The sequence below is a fragment of the Pseudooceanicola sp. LIPI14-2-Ac024 genome, from assembly GCF_042188925.1.
Classification (GTDB): domain Bacteria; phylum Pseudomonadota; class Alphaproteobacteria; order Rhodobacterales; family Rhodobacteraceae; genus Pseudooceanicola.
The window spans coordinates 1,876,038-1,896,215 of the sequence record NZ_CP170102.1; the positions used below are offsets into that span (position 1 = coordinate 1,876,038).

The 20,178-nt window shown below is 66.8% G+C and carries 17 protein-coding genes and 2 pseudogenes; 11 read left to right on the plus strand and 8 right to left on the minus strand.

The features are described from left to right. Positions 1 to 91: 91 nt before the first annotated feature. Entirely contained in the window at positions 92 to 1,066 is a 975-nt protein-coding gene (locus ACE2AC_RS09175; RefSeq protein WP_375691793.1) for a sugar ABC transporter substrate-binding protein, read from the minus strand. 169 nt (positions 1,067 to 1,235) lie between these two features. On the opposite strand from ACE2AC_RS09175, the pseudogene ACE2AC_RS09180 reads away from it, so the two are divergent. From ACE2AC_RS09180 to ACE2AC_RS09195, 4 genes and pseudogenes are all read left to right on the plus strand, one after another. Then, positions 1,236 to 1,322: pseudogene (locus tag ACE2AC_RS09180) on the plus strand (winged helix-turn-helix transcriptional regulator); the annotation flags it as partial. A gap of 27 nt (positions 1,323 to 1,349) precedes the next feature. Further along, a complete protein-coding gene (locus ACE2AC_RS09185) occupies positions 1,350 to 2,273 on the plus strand; it encodes a substrate-binding domain-containing protein (protein WP_375692084.1) in 924 nt (307 codons plus the stop codon). A gap of 416 nt (positions 2,274 to 2,689) precedes the next feature. Next, positions 2,690 to 2,986, plus strand: a pseudogene (locus tag ACE2AC_RS09190) (DUF938 domain-containing protein); the annotation flags it as partial. 115 nt (positions 2,987 to 3,101) lie between these two features. Beyond that, a complete protein-coding gene (locus tag ACE2AC_RS09195; RefSeq protein WP_375692085.1) occupies positions 3,102 to 3,269 on the plus strand; it encodes a DUF938 domain-containing protein in 168 nt (55 codons plus the stop codon). Between the two features lie 160 nt (positions 3,270 to 3,429). Here the strand turns inward: ACE2AC_RS09195 and ACE2AC_RS09200 are convergent, their stop codons facing one another. The 4 genes from ACE2AC_RS09200 to ACE2AC_RS09215 are packed head-to-tail and all read right to left on the minus strand — an operon-like array spanning position 3,430 to position 7,612. After that, positions 3,430 to 4,443, minus strand: a complete 1,014-nt coding sequence (locus ACE2AC_RS09200) for a glycosyltransferase family 4 protein (protein WP_375691794.1) — start codon at positions 4,441 to 4,443, stop codon at positions 3,430 to 3,432. A 17-nt stretch (positions 4,444 to 4,460) separates the two neighbouring features. Then, the gene (locus tag ACE2AC_RS09205) at positions 4,461 to 5,441 is read right to left on the minus strand and encodes a glycosyltransferase family 2 protein (RefSeq protein WP_375691795.1); all 981 of its coding nucleotides are present in this window, start codon (positions 5,439 to 5,441) and stop codon (positions 4,461 to 4,463) included. A 16-nt stretch (positions 5,442 to 5,457) separates the two neighbouring features. Then, positions 5,458 to 6,372: a glycosyltransferase family 2 protein gene (locus ACE2AC_RS09210; RefSeq protein ID WP_375691796.1), complete on the minus strand. Its 915-nt coding sequence runs from the start codon at positions 6,370 to 6,372 to the stop codon at positions 5,458 to 5,460. A 1-nt stretch (position 6,373) separates the two neighbouring features. Continuing rightward, positions 6,374 to 7,612 (minus strand): oligosaccharide flippase family protein, encoded by a 1,239-nt coding sequence (locus ACE2AC_RS09215; RefSeq protein ID WP_375691797.1) that lies wholly within the window; start codon positions 7,610 to 7,612, stop codon positions 6,374 to 6,376. A 280-nt stretch (positions 7,613 to 7,892) separates the two neighbouring features. Between ACE2AC_RS09215 and ACE2AC_RS09220 the strand changes: the two genes are divergently transcribed. Then, positions 7,893 to 9,062: a polysaccharide biosynthesis/export family protein gene (locus ACE2AC_RS09220; protein WP_375691798.1), complete on the plus strand. Its 1,170-nt coding sequence runs from the start codon at positions 7,893 to 7,895 to the stop codon at positions 9,060 to 9,062. Between the two features lie 10 nt (positions 9,063 to 9,072). Here the strand turns inward: ACE2AC_RS09220 and ACE2AC_RS09225 are convergent, their stop codons facing one another. The 3 genes from ACE2AC_RS09225 to ACE2AC_RS09235 form a co-directional block, all read right to left on the minus strand. Further along, the gene (locus ACE2AC_RS09225) at positions 9,073 to 11,649 is read right to left on the minus strand and encodes an ATP-binding protein (protein ID WP_375691799.1); all 2,577 of its coding nucleotides are present in this window, start codon (positions 11,647 to 11,649) and stop codon (positions 9,073 to 9,075) included. A 7-nt stretch (positions 11,650 to 11,656) separates the two neighbouring features. Next, positions 11,657 to 12,166, minus strand: coding sequence for an oxidoreductase (locus ACE2AC_RS09230; RefSeq protein WP_375691800.1), 510 nt, complete (start codon positions 12,164 to 12,166; stop codon positions 11,657 to 11,659). Positions 12,167 to 12,290: 124 nt separating this feature from the next. Next, positions 12,291 to 13,697 (minus strand): WecB/TagA/CpsF family glycosyltransferase, encoded by a 1,407-nt coding sequence (locus ACE2AC_RS09235; protein WP_375691801.1) that lies wholly within the window; start codon positions 13,695 to 13,697, stop codon positions 12,291 to 12,293. Between the two features lie 370 nt (positions 13,698 to 14,067). On the opposite strand from ACE2AC_RS09235, the gene ACE2AC_RS09240 reads away from it, so the two are divergent. The 6 genes from ACE2AC_RS09240 to ACE2AC_RS09265 all read left to right on the plus strand — a co-directional run bounded on the left by ACE2AC_RS09240 (position 14,068) and on the right by ACE2AC_RS09265 (position 20,121). Beyond that, entirely contained in the window at positions 14,068 to 14,682 is a 615-nt protein-coding gene (locus ACE2AC_RS09240; RefSeq protein ID WP_375691802.1) for a response regulator transcription factor, read from the plus strand. Positions 14,683 to 14,790: 108 nt separating this feature from the next. Beyond that, positions 14,791 to 16,257 (plus strand): GumC family protein, encoded by a 1,467-nt coding sequence (locus ACE2AC_RS09245; RefSeq protein ID WP_375691803.1) that lies wholly within the window; start codon positions 14,791 to 14,793, stop codon positions 16,255 to 16,257. Further along, complete coding sequence (locus ACE2AC_RS09250; protein ID WP_375691804.1) at positions 16,254 to 17,528, plus strand: O-antigen ligase domain-containing protein; 1,275 nt, start codon at positions 16,254 to 16,256, stop codon at positions 17,526 to 17,528. The genes ACE2AC_RS09245 and ACE2AC_RS09250 overlap by 4 nt, the downstream gene beginning before the upstream one ends. A gap of 579 nt (positions 17,529 to 18,107) precedes the next feature. After that, positions 18,108 to 18,521: a hypothetical protein gene (locus ACE2AC_RS09255; RefSeq protein WP_375691805.1), complete on the plus strand. Its 414-nt coding sequence runs from the start codon at positions 18,108 to 18,110 to the stop codon at positions 18,519 to 18,521. 142 nt (positions 18,522 to 18,663) lie between these two features. Further along, positions 18,664 to 19,452 (plus strand): metallophosphoesterase, encoded by a 789-nt coding sequence (locus ACE2AC_RS09260; RefSeq protein ID WP_375691806.1) that lies wholly within the window; start codon positions 18,664 to 18,666, stop codon positions 19,450 to 19,452. Positions 19,453 to 19,740: 288 nt separating this feature from the next. After that, entirely contained in the window at positions 19,741 to 20,121 is a 381-nt protein-coding gene (locus ACE2AC_RS09265; RefSeq protein WP_375691807.1) for a hypothetical protein, read from the plus strand. Positions 20,122 to 20,178 lie beyond the last annotated feature (57 nt).

The window sequence follows — 20,178 nt, forward strand, 5'->3', positions numbered from 1 at the left end:
TGAGTTGCGCCGCGCCGAACTGGATCGGGAAGACGGCCGGGGGCCGGAGCGCCGAACAACCCGGCGCTCCGACAGGTCCGCGAGTGGTGACTTAGCGGGTGCCTTCGGCGACGCCGGCCATGGTGGCCTCGACGTTGTCGCTGTTGATGATGCCCGGGCCCGTCAGGATTTCGCGGGTCGGGACGGTCAGGCCGTAGTTCACGTAGCCGTTCAGGATCGACACGGCGAGGAACCCCTGATGGTAGCCCTGCTGGTCGATGGCGCAGGCCATCTTGCCGTCCTTGATGTTCTGGAGGATCGTCTCGTCGAAGTTGATGCCGCAGACGGCGACCTGCCCGGCCTTGCCGGCCTGCTGGATGCCCGACACGGCCGAGTTCGAGTCGACGTTGCCGACGGTGAAGACGGCGTTGATCTGCGGGTTCTGGAGCAGGTGCGCGCGGACGGCCTGGGCCACCGCCGTGGCGGAGCCGAACGAGGTCGCGGGCAGCGGCAGGACCGATCCCTCGCCGCCGGCCTTCGTGATGCCGTCGACAAAACCCTTGCAGAAATTTTCGACGTTGGCCGCACCCGGCAGGGTGTTGATGCAGACCCCGTTAGTGTTGCCCAGCCCGGCCAGGTACTCACCGCCGGCCGCACCGGCCTTGTAGTCGTCCGAGCCGACGTAGTTCATCGCGCCCAGCTTGTCCGCGGCGGCCATGCCACCGGCGTTGTAGATGACCAGCGGAATACCGGCGGCCACGACGGCCTCGAAGGCCGGGTCCATCGCCTCGGGCACCCAGTCGGGGCCGACGATGGCGTCCGCACCCTGGTCGATGGCCTGGCGGATGAGCTCGGCCGCGTCGACGCCCAGGTTGTCGTAGTTCTGTGGCCCCAGCCAGGTGACTGATCCACCCTGGGCCTCGGCGACGATGCCGGCATCCTCGGCGCCGCGCTTGACGATCGACCAGAACGGATCGTCCGGCTTGCCGCCAATGACGAAGATGTCGGCCGCAAAGGCTGGTCCGGCGGCAAATGCAAATGCTGCGCTGACAAGCAGCCCGCGCGCAGTGCGTGATTTCGTGTTCATCGAGTTGTCCTCCCTGATCCTTCCGACCCGGATCGAGCCGCTCCTCCGGCATCCGAGTGACCTCTGCCGTAGCCCAGTACATGCCGTCATGGGAATTGCCTTTGCTATTTTTTGATATTATAATATCATTTCATCTCATATCAGGATGAGACACGGGTGGAGGCCGAGGATGGGAAAAAGGGCGACAATATCGGACCTTGCCCGAGAATCCGGGGTCAGCGTCTCGACGGTAAATCGCATTCTGGCAGGAGCAACGAACGTCCGCCCGGCGACGATCAGGCTGGTGCAGGACGCCGCCGAACGAATCGGCTTCTATGGGTCGGGAGCGATCAGCGCACATCGGGAAAGGGCCCAGCCGCAATATCGCTTCGGTTTCCTCCTGCAGCAGTCCAGCCGCGAAATCTACCGCATCTTCGCCGAGAAGATCCGCGAGGCCGCCGCCGCGCGACGCGACGAGAAGGTCACCTGTCTTGTCGACTTCGTGGACCTTCTCGAACCGGCCAACATCGCCATGCGCCTGCGTGCACTGGGTGAGGCCTGCGATGCCGTGGCGATCATTGCGGCCGACCATCCGCTGATCAGCCACGCGATCCGTGAACTGCGCGACAAGGGCAAGCCCGTCGTCACCTACATCACCGACCAGTCTGCACCGGAACGTGCGGCCTATGTCGGCACCGACAACTGGAAGCTCGGCCGCACCGCCGCCTGGTTCATCTCACAGATGACACCCAATCCGGGCCGAGTGGCGGTCTTCCTCGGCAACCACCGCTACCAGTGCCAGGACGTCGCCGACGCCAGCCTGCGGTCCTACATCCGGGAACACGCCCCCCACCTTGTCGTCGAGGAAAGCCGCCCGACCAAGGAGGAGGCCAACGAGGCCTACAGGATGGTAAAGGAATTGCTGGCGACCGGAGATGATCTCGCCGGGATCCTGATCGTCGGCGGCGGCATCTCCGGCATCCTGCGCGCCTTGCGCGAAGTCCCGGCCGAGCGCCGTCGCGGGATCAAGGTGATCTGTCGCGACATCGGCCCCGAGACCCGCAAGGGCCTGTCCGAGGGCATCGTCACCGCCGCGCTCTGCCATCCGTTGGAACCGACGTCAGCGGCCTTGATCGAGACGATGGTCGAGGTGGCGGGGAACAAGAGTTCGGACAAGACGATCCAAAAGGTCATCCCGTTCGAGATCGTCACGCCGGAGAGCATCTGAGTCACCGCGGCCCCTCAGCGCCGCACTCACGCGATCTCTTCGTCGGTGGCCAGCTTGCCCCTGCCCGCCGATACCCCCTGATCCCGCGGGAACATCAGCAAGCGGGAAAGCGAGTCCTGCACTTGCCAGCAACCGCCCTCCGGAGCCCACCGGTCCGGCGCGATCAATGTGCCAATATGTGGAGGTTCTCCGCATTGCTGCCATTGGAGCAGAAAGCAGCGAATGTCGGCTTGCCGCCCTTTCCTACGACTGGAACGCATCCGAGGTAAGTGCTTCCAGGTGAACTTGTTGCTACGTTCGGTGTGCAATTGTCTGTCCCCGAAGACCTCCTCGCCGATCCCGCTGCGACCGCGGCGCTGTATTCCGGCCTCAGGCACGCGCCTGCGACGGCGCGCAACCGGGAGCCGATCCGCGATGTGCTTGCGGACCTGCTGCCTGTCCGGAGTTGCACAGTGCTCGAAGTCGCCTCGGGGTCTGGCGAACATGCCCTGTGGATGGCCCGGTCACTGCCGTAGTTGGTCTGGATGTCGAGCGAGGCGACCGCCGAAGGCCTCGCCGCCATCGAGGATTGGCGGGCACTCTGCCCCGATCTCTCCGACCGGGTTCCGCCTCCGGTGCTCATCGACGCCGCCCGGCCGCCCTGGCCCGGGGAGCTTGTGGATGCGGTGTTCGTCGCCAACCTGACTCACGTCTCTGCTTGGGCGGCGACGATTGGGCTTATAAAAGGCGCTGCTGCGCGTCTCGTGTCCGTTGGGCTCCTTTTGATCTACGGCTTTCAACGAGGCAGGCGGCTTCACGGGGCCAGGGAACGTCGCTTTCGACGCCGATCTGCGCAAACGGAATCCGGACTGGGGCCTGCGCGATCGCGAGGCCGTGGACGCGGCGGCCTCGGCGCAGGGATTTGTCGTCGAGCCGGTGCATGACATGCCAGCCGGCAACCGCCTGCTTGTCTATCGTCGGCCCATGAAGCATACCGCGCTGACACCCGGCACGTGACACCGGCCATGGCCGCCCTTCGAGGCCGCAGCCGCGCGCGACCGCTCGACATGTCAAACGGTGACCCCGGCTCCGGACCTCATGCGTTCGACCGGCAACCGGTGCCGCGCAGAAAGCGGGGACCGAAACCGAAAGGTCGCGCCCCACGTCGGACGACGCATCAACTTGCGGTTCGGAGCCTGGCAGATGCATCCAGTCCCTTCGCAGTGCATTTCGCCACCAGGTCGGCCCAGGCACGGCTGGTCTGCTTGGCCTGCGACTGCGCCCTCTCGACGGACGGTCTCGTGATCGGGCTGGCGGCCAGGGCGCGGATGGCGCCTGCCCAGGCGACAGCGGTGTTCTCGGCCACCACGACGTTGCCGCGGTCGACCTGATTCCGGAGGCCATCCACGGACGACATCAGGACCGGGCGCCCGGCGGCATTTGCCTCGAGGGCGACGAGACCATAGGGCTCCCACCGGGACGGCATCGCGATCACGTCGCAATCCCCGTAGGCCTGCGCCGGGCTGTCCGTGAATCCGGGGAACCGGATGCGATCATCGCCATCGGCAAGGTTGCGCAGCGTCGTCTCGGCCTGACCCTGTCCGATGAGGACGAGGCGCAGGGCGGCATCGTCTACCTGCCGGAACGCACGGATCAGGATGTCGAACCCCTTCTGCGCGTCAAAACGCCCGATCGCACCGATTGTCGTCACTCCGTCCGGCGGCGGCGGCACGGCCCGAAACGGCGCAAGGTCGACGCAGGGAGGGATGCACCGCAGGGCATCTGCCGCGACGAGGTCGCGCCGCTGGAGCCAGTCCTTCTGTGCCTCGCTCACCGCGACGACCTCGTCGAACAGCGAATAGGCGGTGCGCAACAACTGGCAAAATCGACCCCGCGCGGTGACATTGGCGGCGACGAAGCCCTCGGAATAGCTGTGCTCGACATGGATCAGCGGGATGCCGGCATGGCGCGCGCGCAGCGCCATCAGGCCGGGCAGGCCGCGCCAGCTGAGCCCAAGGTGCGACACGATGATGTCCGCGTCGACGGCACGGCGCGCCGGGTTGACGCGCGAAACCACGGCGACCTCGTGCCGCGCGGTCACCGTCATGCCGGGGTCCTGCCGGATGAAGTCGAGGTAGCGGGTGACGCCGCCGGGGGTGGTGTCGTCGACGAGATGGGCGATGCGGATCATGGTCTTCTCCTTTCGGGTCAGGCAGCGCGGCGGCCTGTGCGTTGTGCGATGGCACTGAGGGCCCCCGCACCAAAGGCGGCAAGCACGACTGTGGCGGCGCAGGTGGTCGCGGTCTTGAGCGGTTCCGACAGCATCGCGCGGGGCGAGCTGGCCCAGGCTGCGCGGAGCCTGCGGACGGCCTGCCGCGCGTCGCCCGAACTCACGGCACGGCGCGCGAGGTAGCGGTTCTGGAACGCCCGCGCGGCGGGCAATTCGCGCGCCATGAAGGCAGGGGCAGTGTCCGAAAGCTTGTCGACCATCGTCTGCCACGCGCCATACTGCCGGTCGATCCCGGCAGACAGCCCGCCGGGCACGATGCGGTAGCGGGTCAACAGGCCCGGAACGCCCTCGATTTCCCAATCGGTGGTCAGGGCAAGGCGTAGCCAGCATTCGATATCCTCGGACTGGCGGAAGCGTTCGTCGAACCACCAGTCGCGCGCCGCCTCTCCCTCGGGTCGGAACGCGATGGCATCAAGCGCCGCGCGGCGCATGACGGCCGCCGACCCGTTTCCGACAGGGTTTCGGCGAAAGACGTGTGCGGCGGTGATACCGGTCAGGCGCGGCGACTGCGCCAGGCCCATGGGGCGGCCGTCGGCGTCGATCAGTTCCGAGCCGGAGTAGCTGAGCCCCACCTGGGGGTTGGCGGCGAGATGGGCGACATGGGTCGCAAGCTTGGTGGGGCGCCAGAGGTCGTCGCTGTCGCAGAAGCCGACGTAGTCGCCCCGCGCCGCGTGGATGCCGGTGTTTCGCGCCCCGGCAAGACCACGGTTCGGTTGTTGGACGATGCGAATGCGGCTGTCACCGAAAGAGCGGACGACCGCGAGCGTGCGGTCTCCGGACCCGTCATCGACGACGACGATCTCGAAATCGGCGAAGGTCTGGGCCAGCAGACTGCGCAGGGTGTCCCCAATGGTCGCGGCGACGTTGTAGGCGGGAACGACGATGGTGGCCTTGGGCATGGAACTGTCTCCGGGGTCAGTGCGAAAAGAGGGCGCGTCGCAGGCGGCGCGGCATCAGGGGCGCGGCAGCGGCGCAGGCCAGCGTCAGGCCGCCCCGCTTTAGGTCGGAAAAGAAGCCGCTGGGACTCGTCATCGCTCCGCCGAAAGCAAGGCGCAGCGCCTCGTGCGCGGGAGCGTCGGTGCGCAGGGCGCGACGGGCAAGGTAACGCAAGTGGATCGCCTCGGCCCGGGCATCGGGCGCAAAGCCGTGGCGCGCGGCGGTGGCCAGTGCAGCCGACCGTCCCCGGCGCATCGCGTCGAGGTTCGACGACAGGCCGGTCGGAGAGGTGCGGTAGTAGACCAGCGTCTCGTCCAGACCGCGAATGCGATAGCCGGTGGCGGCCAGGCGGATCAGGTATTCGAGGTCCTCGTTGTGAACCATCGTCGTATCGAGCCCGCCCGAGGCGACGAAGACCTCGCGACGGATGGCGAGGTTCGACATGGTGCAGACCGGGTTTTCGCCCATCAGCATCGGCACGGTCAGGTCGCCCCCCGGAACCGTCGACACAGTGCGCGTGCCCCGGCCGTCGAAAAATGCGATCCGCGCAAAGACCGCATCGGCCCGGGTGTCGGCAAAGGCGCGGCGCATCCGGGTCAGCTTTTCCGGCGCCCAAAGGTCGTCGGCATCGCAGAAGGCGATGATGTCGCCGCGCCCCTCGGCGATGACGAGGTTGCGCGCGGCACTTGGGCCGCGGCCGGGATTGCGCATCGGGCGGATACGCGGGTCCTGCGCGGCATAGGTCGCGGCCAGCGCCCAGCTTCCGTCGGTGGACCCGTCGTCGACCACCAGGGCCTCCCAGTCCCGGTCGGTCTGGGTCAGCAGGCTGTCCAGCGTCTCGCCCAGGGTGGCGATGGCGTTCAGGCAGGGGATGACGATGGAAAAGGTCGACATGTCAGGCGCTCCTCGGGGATGGGGTGGCAAAGGCGGCAGCAAGGATTGGCAGGGCCCCGGCCAGCTGCGTGACCGTGGCCACGGCGAGGTAGCCCCAGGCCAGCGCCGTCAGGCCGAAAGGCGCCATCAGGACGGTGTTCGCGATCAGGGCCACCGTGACGCCCAGCGTTACGGCCAGTTCGCGCTGCGGTCGCCCCTCGGCGCGCAGCCACTGCGCGGCGGCGGACCAGATCACGCCGGGGATCGCAGCGAGGCAGAGGATAGCCACAATGGTGGACATGTCGCCCCATTCCGTCCCGAAGAGGAACGGCACGTAGACCGGCGCGGCCAGCGCCTGCAGCACGACGACGGGGGCGATGACGCCGATGCTCAGGCCAAGCGCGCGGCGCAGGTCCCGGCCGCGATCCCGGGCCGAGCAGAGATGCGGAAACAGCGCGACCGAAAATGCCTGGGAAAAGGAATTGGCCAGCCCCAGGCCGGCGTTGAATGCCATGAAGTAGAGGCCAAGCGCCTCGGGCCCCATGAGAACGCCGACGACAAGCTTGTCGGCCTGCAGGCGCATCGCCTTCACGACCTCGACCCCCAGCACCGGCAGGCCATAGCCGACGAAGGGGCGCAGCGGCGCGGGAGGCACCCGACGGTCGATGCGCCAGGGATGCAGGCGGCGCATGGCGACCAGCCAGATCGGCGCGGCCATCAGGCGTGGCAGAACCAGCGCCAGCGGGCCCGGCATGACAAGGGCCAGAACGGCGGTCGCGGCATTTGCCCCCACGACCTGCCCGGCAGAAATGGCGGCGGTCTGGCGCATCTTGCCGGCACGCATTGCCAGGGCACATTGCACGAGGCCGCCGGGCATGAAGAGGTATTCCCCGGCAAGGATCGCGATCAGGCCGAAGACGACCGCATCGCCGGTCATCGCCCAGATCGCCGCACCGACGGCAATCTGCAGCGCGAAGAGACCGAGGCACCAGGCGGTAAAGATGCGACGGGCGGTGCGGCAGGTCGCGGCAAGGTCTTTGTCCCGCGCGGCGATGATGCGCTGGCCCGCGCCGTTCTCGGTCAGAGCCTTGAGGATGTCGGACGCCGCCAGCGCCGCCGCAGCGACCCCGATACTGGCGGCGTCCATGGTGCGGGCGACCGCCACGACAACCAGCAGCCGCGATGCCTTGGCCGTCGCTTCGGACAGGCTGTAGGCGATCAGGTGGCGGGCGAACTGGCCCGAACGGCTGACTGGCGTCATGACGGTCACTCCGGCTTTGTGCGCCCTTGGGGCAAGGGGAAAGTGGGCGCCCCAACTGGATAACAGGGGCCGGATCGCGGCGCTTCAGCGCGACCGGACAGTGCAGCGGCGCAACGGTCGAGGAACCTATCCGTTCGGATGGCCCCCCGATCCGCGCGCCGAGATGGACGCCCCACGGCCCGAGCGGTTAGCCTGTGCCTCAAACCAGAAGAGGTGCAGGAGCAGCCCCTTGGCCCGGATCAGATCGAGACATGGCGTCAGCCTTCTGACGCTGGCCGCGATGGCGGCTTGTTCGGCCCCGCAGCAGGCCGCGAACCTTGAGCCCGTGTCGAGCGGCGGCGCCTACCAGGCGCAGTACCGCGACATGGAGGTGAGCCGCGACGCCGCGAGCCTGCTCCGCGCGCCCGGCATGAACGCGGCCAAGTGCCGCCCCGCCATCGGCGGCGAGATGGATGGCGGCAAGTACCTGTCCCGCGCCGCCTACGAACTGCGCGGCGAGCTTCTGTCGCGCGGCGACCTCGTCGATTTCCGCCTGCCCGAGGACGAGACCTTTTCCGACGACTACGTGGTATCGCGTGACGGGACGCTGAAGCTCCCTTTCCTGGCCCCGGTTCCGGCGGCCGGCCGTACGCCCGACCAGGTCGCCGCCGACATCCGGCGGGCGCTGGTCGCGGGCGGCTATTACGCGTCCGAACCGGCGACGTCGCTGCTGATCAAGGATTTCGCGCCCGTGCGCGTGGCCGTGTCTGGCGCCGTGTTCGAACCCCGGCCGATGGACATCGGCGGGGTGCAGGGCGACCAGGTGGATGACCGGCGGCAGGCCGCGCTCGGCGCTTCGACCGAGGGGCGCAACCTGTCCGTCGCGCTGCGCAGCGCAGGCGGCATCCGTCCCGATGCCGACCTGTCGGCCGTGCGCCTGACACGGGCCGGGCGTAACCACACGCTCGACCTGCGCGGCGTGCTGCGCGGTGAAAGCTTCGACGACATCATGCTGATCACCGGCGACGAGGTGCACGTGCCGACCCGCCAGTGTTTCCAGGACGAGCTGATGGCGCCCAGCCCGATCAGCCCGCCCGGCATCTCTCTCTACCTGTCGAACCTGACGCAACCGGCCTCAGGCAACGCCCCCTCGGCCATCGGCCAGACGGTGCGCGAGATTCCTTACGGCACGCGTTTCATGCAGGCGGTGGTCGACGCCAATTGCGTCGGCGGCGCGCGGGCGTCGAGTGCGGACAGATCGGCCGCGCTGTTCTCGCGCAACCCAATGACGGACGTGTCGGTGGTGATCGAACGCAAGGTCGAACTGATGCGCGCGCGGGCCGACCGCGACGATTACGACCCCTACCTGCTGCCGGGGGATTCGATCGCCTGCTACGATAGCGGGATTACGAATATCGCCGAGGTCGGGCGTGTCCTGGGCTTGGTCGGGGCAGTGGCACTGATCCCCTGAGCAGCGGCAGTCAGGCTGCCGCCCGCCACTCCAGAAGTGCGGCGCGGCTGTCGGCCCAGAGCGGCGCGAGTGCCGTAAGCTCGCCGCGCGAAATCTCCTGCCCCCGCTTGGCCGCGGTTTCGAGCCGCGCAAGCTCCTCGCGCAGCGCCGTGGCGCCGAAGGTGCCGCAGTTCCCGGCGCAGGCGTGGACGCGCGCGACAAGGCCGTCGCTGTCCGGCGCAGACGTGGACAGGTCCGCGATGGCCTGATCCACCTCGACCAGGAAGCGATCAAAGACCTCGCCACGGCGCTCGGACGGCAGGCCCTGCCACAGCACGGCGAGATGCCCATAGTCAACAAGGCCGGACCGGGCGTGTGCCGCGGGATCAGCAATGCTTGCACCCTCGATCCCGCCTCCCGCAATCTCGGCCAGGGTGGCGATCAGCTCTGCCCGGTCCACGGGCTTGCTTATGCAGCGGTCCATTCCGGCGGTTCGGAACCCCTCGACCTCTTCCGGCAGGGCATGGGCGGTCACCGCGATGATCGGGCGGTCGGCCGAGGGCCCCTGACCGGACCGGATGCGGCGCGTGGCCTCGGGCCCGTCCATGACCGGCATCGAGACATCCATCAGGATTGCATCGAAACGGTGGCTCTCGGCCCATTCCACCCCGGCCTGGCCGTTGACGGCCTCGGTGACCCGGTGGCCCTCGGCCTCGAGCATCTGGCGGGCGACATAGCGGTTCACCTCGTTGTCCTCGACCAGCAACAAGTCGAGCGGGCGCACAGGTCCGGCGTCTGTCGGGGTGCCTTGGCTGGGGCTCGGAACGGTCGCCTCCACGCCCAGCACTGGCACCCGGACCCAGAAAAGCGATCCCTCTCCGGGTTCGCTTTCGACGCCGATATCACCCCCCATCAGCCGGGTCAGTCTCTGCGCGATGCCAAGGCCCAGCCCGGTGCCGCCGGCTTGGCGGGCATAGGAGGAATCGAGCGTCTCGAAGTCGCGGAAGATGCGGTCGAGGTCCCCGGCCGAAATGCCGATGCCCGTGTCGATGACGCGAAACTCGAGATGCGTGCCATCGCCGAGCGCTTCGACCTCCACGTCCACCTCTCCGTTGCGCGTGAACTTCACGGCGTTGCCGACGAGGTTCAGCAGCACCTGCCGCAGGCGCCGGGAATCCCCGACCGCAGTGTCGCAGGGCGCGCCGACCCATTGCCAGCCAAGAGCGGTCTGCGCCGCAGCGGCCATGGGTGCGGCGGTCTCGATCACCCCGTCAAGCAATCGCGGGACAGAGAACGGCCGTCGCTCGGCCGTCATCTTGCCGGCCTCGAACTTCGACAGTTCAAGCACGTCGTTCACCAGCCCCAGCAGCAGCCGGCCCGAGCTGTCCATGCGGTCGAGCAACTCGGTCTGCTTCTCGGTCAGGGTGTGGTCCCGGAAAAGCTGCATCGATCCCAGCATGCCGTTCAGCGGTGTCCGCATCTCGTGGCTCATCACCGCGAGGAACTCGGCCTTGGCGCGCTCCCCTGCCAGTGCGCGATCGCGCGCCTCGGTCAGCCCCTCCTCGGCCGCCTTCCGGCGCGAGATGTCGCGCACGTAGGTGATCAGCAACGGCCCGGATTCCGCGCGGGCGATGGCGAACTCACCCGGGAACCGCCGCCCGTCCCGGGCCATGGCGGTCGCCTCGAAATGGCCGCTCGCGGCGTCAGGCGTCGTGCCGGTCTCGACAAAGGACAACAGCCCGGCGCGCAGCCGCGCGGCGTCCTCCGGCGGAAAGATCAGGTCGATGGCGTTACGATGCCGCGCCTCGTCGCGGGAATAGCCAAAGATTGACTGCGCCTGTGGATTGAACTCGCGGATCGTGCCGGTGCCGTCGGTGACCACGATGGCCTCGGGCGAGGTTTCGACGATCGTCCGCATCCGTTCTCCGGCCCGCTGCACCTCTTCGGCGCGGTACTCTGCCAGCCGGTAGAGCCGGTAGAGGAAGTAGGCCAGCAGGATCAGCCCGGCAAAGACCGCGGCCAGGACCACCGCCAGCAGGACAAGGCCGTTCAGCAAATGCTCGCGCCGTTGATCCGACAGCTCGGCAAAGGTCGTCAGCCCGGCCAAAGACAGGCCCCGCACCTGCGGGAACAGCGCCGCCGCCTCGTCCGAGAGGACGGGAAGCGCCGCGCGCAGGTCTTGGTCCGGCCCGTCGATCAGCGTGACCGTGCGATCGAGGAACCCGCCGATCCGGGCGCGCGCTTCGTCGAAGGCGGGATTGTCCCGCATCTCGCGGTAGACTTCACCACGTTCCAGCGTCGACACACGGCTGTAGAAGATGTCGAAGCGCTGTCGCACCTGGGCCAGCGTCGCCGGATCGACCTGCGCATGTTCGAGCGCAAGCTGGAACCGCAGGAACTCCACGTCCGTCTGTGCGAGGCTCCATTGGAGGTTGTCAGAATTGGCGCGGGACAGCTCCTCGATCTCGCGCAGCACGAAGAGCGCCATGCCCACGACAAGCGCCACGCACACGGCCAACGCGGCCAGCGCAAGGCCAGCACGCGCACGCGTCCGTTGCCGCAGCGCCTCCTCGTCCGCCGCGAGGGCCGGTGGTTCGCGCCCCGCCATGCCGGGATCAGTCGCCGACCGCGATCCGGTCGAGTTGCCAGATGCTGCGGGAATAGGTCACCTCGCTCTGGTATTCCGCTACCTCGTCATATGGATAAACCACCCAGAGGGGCCCCTTGTCACGTACCGACATCGGTTCGCCGTTCTGCAGGAAGGCGACGATCGGCCCGCCCTCAACCCAGTCTTCGCGCGGGATCTTGACCGCGTAGTCGTTGATCGCCGTGGCGCTCAGGCCGTCGGCATCCGCGCCGACCGCCTCCATCAAGCGGATGAGCGGCACGCCGGTGAAGCTCTGCACGCCTTCGGTCCAGATCGTCTCGGTCTCGAAGGTCAGCGGGTCCATCGTTTCGAGCATCGCCATGTCGAACTGCGCGGTGTCACCCGCGTTGGTGTTGGCGATCTCGCCCGAAACGGTCAGCACGACGTCGCCCGTGGGGCTGGGCAGGTCGGCGGCCGAAACCGCCTGCGGCAGAAGGATCGCGGCGAATGTCGCCGCGCGGATCAGGGATGGTGCCATGGTCGTGTGGTCCTCCGGTGTCTGTCTCGAAGGAATGTGTCGCACGGCGCCGGTCGCCCTGTCACATGGGCATCGGGCCAGCCCACCTACCCGTTCGGATAGGCGGGCCGCCCGTCGCGCGGGGTCAGTAGGCGCCGCGCCCGCCGAGGATCGCGCGGAAGGTCATCGCCATGATCACGAGATCCAGCAGCATCGACCGCGACCGGACATAGGCAACATCCATGTCGATCATCTTGTCGAACCCGATCTCGGCGCGACCGGACACCTGCCAGACACCGGTCAGCCCCGGCTTGACCGACAGCCGCTCCAGCGCCCGCGCCGGGTATTCGGCCACCTCTGACGGCAGGGCCGGACGGGGGCCGACAACCGACATCTCCCCACGCAGCACGTTCCAGATCTGCGGCATCTCGTCGATCGAGAAGCGTCGCAGCAGGCGTCCGACCCGGGTCACCCGGGGATCGCTGCGGGACTTGAAGCAGACGCCGTCCCGGTCCGAAGTGGCCAGGAGTGCGGCGCGGCGTGCCTCGGCATCCACATGCATCGACCGGAACTTGAGCATCGGGAATTGCTCGCCGTCGCGCCCGACCCGCATCTGGCGGAAGAAGACCGGCCCGGGGCTGTCGAGTTTGATCGCCGCCGCGACGAGCAGCGCGAGCGGCGCCAGGAAGAGCAGCGCCGCGCCGGTGAGCGCGATGTCGATCACTCGCGCCGCCATCGTGCCCCGATCCGTCCGGCGAAGGGCGTGGCGCGCGGCACGGGCCAGGAAGGTGGCGTTGCCGACAAGGTAGCGGCGGGCCATCCGGCGCGGCTCCATCGCCAGGCGCCACGCCCATTCGGCGCGCAGCTTGCGGACAGCCACGGGCGCGCGACGCACGCGACCAGCGAGGAAATCGAACAATGCGCCGACCCCGAGGGTGATCCGCGCGTCGATCCGGTGCGCGTTCCGCGCAAGCCAGAGGTCCTGCATCGGCACGCCCGCCGCGACCAGCACGATGTCCGGGCGCGCCGCGTTGACCGCCCGGATCGTCGCCGCCTCGTCCCGCATCCCCTCATAGCCGTCGCGCGTCCCCGCGACCCGCAGACCGGGGATCTCGAGGCACAGCCGGTTCGCCGCCGCCTCTGCCACGCCGGGACGGGCACCAAGGAGGAAGACGCTCATCCCCCGCGCCGCCGCGCCCCGCAGCAAGGCGGGCGTGAAATCGGTGCCGTTCAGGTTCTCGGCAATCCGCGCACCGGTCATCCGCGCCGCCAGTTCCACCCCGATCCCGTCCGGAAGGACCATGTCGGCGGTCGCCAGGGCATCGGCGTAATCCCGGTCACGTGCCGCGACATTGACGCAATGCGCATTGAGAAAGGCGACCCGGCTGCGGCGACCGGGCGAAAGCAGCGCGTCGATCACTGTTGCGGTGCGGGCCGACACGACGTCGAGACCGAAGAGACGGACATGCGCGAGGTCGGCGCCCTGGGTTGCAATGGCGGGTGTCCCGGCCGGGACGCGGAAAGCTGCGGGGGCGTGGTAGGCGAAGGTCATGGTCGGCAACTCCGTGAAGTCGATGTCTGCCAACCGGGATGCCGCAGGGGATCGAATGCGCTCAACGCCGCGGCCGGACAGGGCCGACGGCCAAACGGATCGCGTTGTTTTCAGGCGGTGAACCGACCTCTCCCCGCGTGCGTGTCGGGGCGAATACAGTCAGCGGGGCCTATCCGACCGGATAGGGCACCTGACCGCCCTTGCCCTTTTTTCGCCCCAATTCGCATGGTTAAATGCTTGGGATTTTGCGCCCGGTCCGGCATGTCCGGCACCGGGTCGGGAAGGAGCAGACACAATGACTTTTCAAACCCGCGCCGTGACGGCAGAGGCCCAGAACTCGTCCCGGCCGCAACACGCGGGAGGAGACGCCATGCGCATCCTGATTGCCGACGATCACGACCTGCTGCGCGACACGCTGATGCTCTACATCGGCAACGAACCCGGCATCGAGGCCGAGTCCGCGCCAGACCTTGCAACCGCCGAACGGATGATCGCCGCGGGTCATGGCTATGACCTCGTCCTGCTGGATTTCACCATGCCGGGCATGAACGGCCTCGACGGGCTCAGATCAGTCATGGATCTCGACGGCGCGCACCGCGTCGCCATCATCTCGGGCACCGCGAGCCGCGAGGTCGCCGAGGCCGCGCTGGCCGCGGGCGCTGCGGGGTTCCTGCCCAAGACACTGTCGGCCAAGTCGCTGATCAACGCGATCCGTTTCATGGCCATGGGCGAGCAGTACGCCCCGCTCGACTTCATGCGGGCCGAGGAAGAAGATGAAAGCCACCCGCTGGCCGAGATCCTGTCGCAGCGCGAGCTCCAGGTTCTCGAAGGGCTGACCCAAGGCAAATCGAACAAGGAGATCGCCCGCGATCTCGACATCCGTGAGCCGACGGTGAAGCTGCACGTCAAGACGCTCTACCGCAAGATCGGCGCCGCCAACCGGACCCAGGCGGCAATGATCGCCAAGGAACAGGGCCTCTTCTGACCTATCCCTCCGGGTAGGCGCCCTGCCCGCCCGCGCTGCCGCCCTGTCCCGCCGCGCGGGCGCGTCGAGGCCCGGGCCCGTGTAAATCTCCGGACAAGGAGATTTGCCATGCCGCTCTTGCCCAGGTCCTTCGTTCCCGCCCTTGTCCGCAGCCCGCTGCGTGGCCTGACCTTCGCCCGCATCCTGCGCGGCGGCCGACTGGCGGATGCCGGGCGCCTGCCAAGATACCTCGGGCTCTTCGCGATCGGCGCGGTCTGCATCTGGACGCCGATCACCACCTACCTGTCGACGGCTCCGCTGCGCTACACCTCGGGCCTGTCGCTGATCCTGCCGGGCTCTGGCGCCTCGGCCTCGGTCAACCTCGACCGGATCGGCCAGGCGTCATCCTTTGCCAGCTCGCCCTACGCACATTCCTCGGTCAGCCCGACCGAAACCTACAAGCGCCTGCTGGCCGCCGAACGCATCCTCGATGCCGCTGCCGACAGCATGGCAATGCCGACCCGCACGTTCGGCCAGCCGCGGATCGAGCTGGTGGACCAGACCGGCCTGATCCACGTTTCCATCACCGGCACCTCGCCCGAGGACGCCAAGGCCCGCGGCGACGCCCTGTTGTCGGCCTTCTTCTCCGAGGTCGAGGCCCTGCGCACCGACGAGTTGAACATGCGCGAGACCGGCGCGGGCGAGGCAATCGGCGACTACCGCGAGGCAGTGCTGGCGACGCGGAGCGAGATCTCGCGCCTGCAACGGGAGACCGGCCTGATCTCGGCCGCCCAGTTCGAGGCCCTCGTGGCCGAGAACGATACCCTCGCGCTCCGCGTCCAGGACATGAGCGCGACACTCGCCGACAAGTCCGAGGCAGTCGCGACCCTGACCGCCGCCCTTCGCACGACGCCGCGCCTCGCCTCAGCCGCGCTGAAGCTGCATGCCGACACCGCCTTCACCGCGCTGGTCGAGGAGATGTCGGATCAGGCCGCGCTCCTGTCCCGCAAGAGCTCGAAGTTCGGCGAGAACCACCCCGAGGTACGGGCCGCCCGCGACGGGCACGCGACGGCACAGTCGGCCGCCCTTGCGCGGGCCCGCGCCATCACCGGCCTCGGCCACGATGCGCTCGCCGCGCTCGACATCTCGCACGTCGGCAACCGGGCGGCCCTGCTCTCCGACCTCGTCACTCTGGACGCGGAACGCGCGGGGCTTGCTGCCGAACTGGCCGAAACCGACGCCCGGCTGCGGGCCGCCCGCACCCGCCAGATGGCGCTGATCGACCCCGCGGCGCGGCTCGAAGACCTGCAGCGCGACTTCGCCGTGGCCGAGGCGGTCTTTGCCTCCGCAATCGCGCGGACCCAGACGAACAAGGCCGACCTCTTCGCGTCCTACCCGCTGGTGCAGGTGCTCGAGGACCCGTCGCTGCCCACCGACCCGTCATCGCCGCGGCGCAAGCTGGCGATGGCTGCGGGCGTGGCCGCCACGATCTTCATGCTGATAGGCTTCTCGCTCGGATGGATGCGACGCCCGCTGATCGACCGCCTGATCACCCCCGCCCACGCAAGCGAAGCACAAATGGTGCCTGCGGAATGACGTCGCCCGTCATCCCCCAGAACCCCGCCGAACGGATGGTCCACGCCACGCTCCGCTGGACCTGGCCCTTCTACTTCGTCGGCGCGCTCTACGTCGTCGGCCCGGTGCTGGCCTGGCTGCTCGCCGGTTTGGCCGCACTGGTGCTTTACCTCGGCCCGGCGATCCGCCCCGACCTGCGGGCCCGCGGACCGGTGCCGCCAGTGGTCTGGGCCTGGATCATCGGGATGGCGGTGATGCTGGTCGCGCTCTGGATCGGGCACCTGAACTGGGGCCTCGGAACCAAGCAGACGATCAAATCCTCCATCGGCTGGGCCAAGGGTTGGGCGCTGCTGGCGCTCTTCCCCTTCGCCGGGGCCGTCCTGCCAATCCGGCGCGAGGTCGTGATACGTGGCCAATGCATGATCGGCCTATGGACGCTGATCCTCCTCCCGGTCCTCCTCGCCGCGCCGCATCTGGGTCTGCCGGAGCGCATCTTTACCTCGCCGCTGAAGGCCATCGGCGGGCCGGGGCCCGAATACTTCTCGGTCTTCCTGTTCACCTGGGACCCGGCAAGCTGGACGCCGCGCTGGCAGTTCTATGCGCCGTGGTCGCCCTTTGCCGCACTCCTCGGCGTGGTGCAGGTCTGCTTCGCGCTGGAGGAACGGGACAAGACATGGCGCAATATCGGTCTCGCCGCCGGGGTCGCTATGATCCTGTTCTCGAAGTCGCGCATGGGGCTGATCGGCCTTGTGGCTTGCACCGTCGGGCCGCGCCTGATGCCGCTGATCCTGCGGGGCTGGGCCTGGCAGGTCCTGGCGGGGCTGACCGCCTCGCTCGCCGTGGCGGGCGTTGCGCTGGCCCGCGCCGTCACCGACGGGATTGCCGCCTTCAAGGGCGCGCGCGCCGACAGCACCCGCGTCCGGGCCACACTGCAGCGCATCGCCGCCGAACGTTGGGAGAACGAGGCCTACTGGTTCGGCCACGGCACCGTACAGCCGGGCCCGCATATCGTGGAGTACATGCCGATCGGCAGCCACCACACCTGGTGGGCCCTGCTCTTCGTGAAGGGCGTCGTCGGCCTTCTGGCCTGGGCGGTGCCGATTGCGTGGCAGACCCTGATCGCCCTCACCGACGCCGCCCGCGGCCCGCGTGGCCGACTGCCGTTGGGAATTGTCATGACAATCCTGCTGCTGTCGTTCGGCGAAAACGTGGAAATCGAGGCCTACCTGCTCTGGCCCGGCCTGCTGATGCTCGGCATCCACGCGGCAGAGGTGCAAGGTAGCAGATTGTAAATGCAACCGGCGGACAGCGCGATCATTTCCGGACATTCGTTTGGCGCGCCGCGAACGACCGCTTTCCGCCCTTCCCCACTCGTGGTTTCGCGGGCGCAGCGCAACTCGATCACATGCGGCGAACGGAAGCAACGTCCGCATAGCCGACTTTGAGGATTGCAGATGTCGGTGCAGATCCCGACGCTTTCTTTGGTGGATAAGCGGGAAACCCTTTTTTGTTCGGCTGACCGAAATCACTCTTCTGCACCTTGGCAGGACGGCCGCCATGATCACCGTCCGCGCTCCCGAAGCGGGATTTTATGAAGGCGAAAGTGGCACCGGGAATAGCACCGCCGCACCAAAGGCGACGTCGTCATTCGGCTCTATGGGGCCGAATGTCCGCCTCGCCAGAGGAATTCTCCAGCAGCAGCGAGCGCTGCCTGAGTTTTTTCTTCGTTCGGCGGTTTGCGGGCCAATCTCTATGTCGAGAAACGCCTACAAGGGCCGCTCAGCAACCACATCAGGGTCCGCTGTGAAACGACATGGGACAGACTTGAGGCTGCCACGAATGGCAGAAACACATCTTACAGGAGGACCACCATGCTACGCACGTTCCCCACAACGACCCTGTCCGCAGATCAGAAACTCGCTGCCGTCCGCGCGCACTTCGGAAAACACGGCGCAGCGTTGTGCAACGCCGCTGATCTGATCGCCGGCGATGCCGGCTGCGCGCTCGTCCTGCGGCTCATGTCAGAGTTGCGCAAAGGAACGCGCCTGGACAGAGCGATGCGTCAGAGGTTGGTCGACCTCCACCGTCTCCTGTGCCTCGATCCAATTGTCGAAGAACTTGAACCTGACTTCACGTCGTGGTTCCTCCTCGACCCCGCGGGTCCCGAAGTGGAAGAGCTGTGCCTGATCACCGACCGGATGTACGACCTCCTGATCGAAATCGGAGAATTGGACGACGAGCAGGATGCACTGGCACTTGCCCTTACTGCACATGTCGCGGCCTGACGCGTCGTGTCGGCCGTAAAGTTTGAACGGCCTGCGGCACTCCTTGATGGGAGCCAAGACCAGGTTTCCAGCTCTGCGCCGTCTTCTTCGCCACTGATCAGTACCCGACACACGACTATCGCAATACAATTGAGGCACCACTATGAAATTCATGGTTATCTCCGATCTGCACTTGGACCTCTGGAACAAGGCAGGACGGGATCCCTTTTCCGATATTGAGCAAGATATCGCAGAACTCGAAGTGCTAATTCTTGCAGGCGACGTAACCAACAAGCCGACCATAAGATGGAGGCCCGCATTTACCCGGCTCGCCCAGATGCTTCCCGCCGAGAGGATCTCTGTTTTCCCAGGAAATCACGACTACTACCAGTTTCGCATCGATGAAGAAGAAAGGCTTGCGGAGATCGCAGGATCATCGGGCGTGAACTATGTGAACTGCGAAGAGATCATCATGGGAAGCACAAGGTTCTTGTGTGCGACCTTATGGACTGATTTCGACCTTGGGAAAGGGAGGACTTGGAACGAAGATGACATTCCAGAGAAACTCAACGACTATCGGCTCATCCGCGTTGCGAACGACGGATATCGTGCATTGGCCCCGAAGGACGTTATCCATCAACATCGACTTCACCTTCAATGGCTTGGCAATAAGCTACGTGAAGAATTCTCCGGCAAGACGATTGTAGTCACACATCACGCCCCGCATCCAGCAGTCCTTGGCGCACACAGCCATGGCGTAGAAGCCGCTTATGCAAGCGATCTCGGCGACTTCATTAAGGAGCATCGCCCACATACCTGGTTGTTCGGACATTGCCATGACGCCGTCGACACGGTGATAGGCGAAACGCGCGTCTTGAATGTCTCCTTGGGGTATCCGCATGAAGTCGCGGAACCTGGAAAGCGTATTAAATCGCTCATCCGTTCTACGTGACCAGTCAATGTCAGAAATTGCCACTGCGCTCGGAAATCCGCACACAAGAACACGGTGCCCGTGACACCTCTTAGAGAGAAAATTCTTCGTTCAAACGACCATTGTCCAATATCACTTCCAACGGAATGAAACGAACTCATCAAGCTGAAAAGAAAGGTAGAACTCCACACAGCCGGCAAGTTCCTCGTCGCACAAGTGCGCGACCGGCACGGCAGCCAATCACGTACATGGCCCTTCGACAAGCCTGACCCGGACCGAAAACCGGAACCATGAAACTCAGGAGGACCCATGTTCCACAACACGATGGCACCGCTCGCCCAGTGCCGTGCCCTAACCAATACAGAAGTGCCACTGCGGGTGTTCATTGCCGAGAACAGTGAAGCACTCGGAAATGCAGCCCATCTGTTGGCTGGTTCCCACGGACTGCGGCTGGTCAGGGCCATCCTCGACGGCCTCGATCAGCCTGGGATGATCACACGCCGCGTGCGACACATGCTGGACGAACTTCGCTGCATTCTGTTCCTCGATTACGATGATCCTTGGGACAACGTCGACATCACGGAGCTGGAGCCGGACGATCCAATCGTGCTGGATGTCTGTCTGCTTGCCGGTCAGCTCGACGATGCACTGCACTCGGCCAAGGTCAGCCGGATAAGAGAGGCACCATGACGTTCCCCCGCCCCTCGCGGGGCGGGGACCGGGTTCATGTCGGATACCACCGTGCCG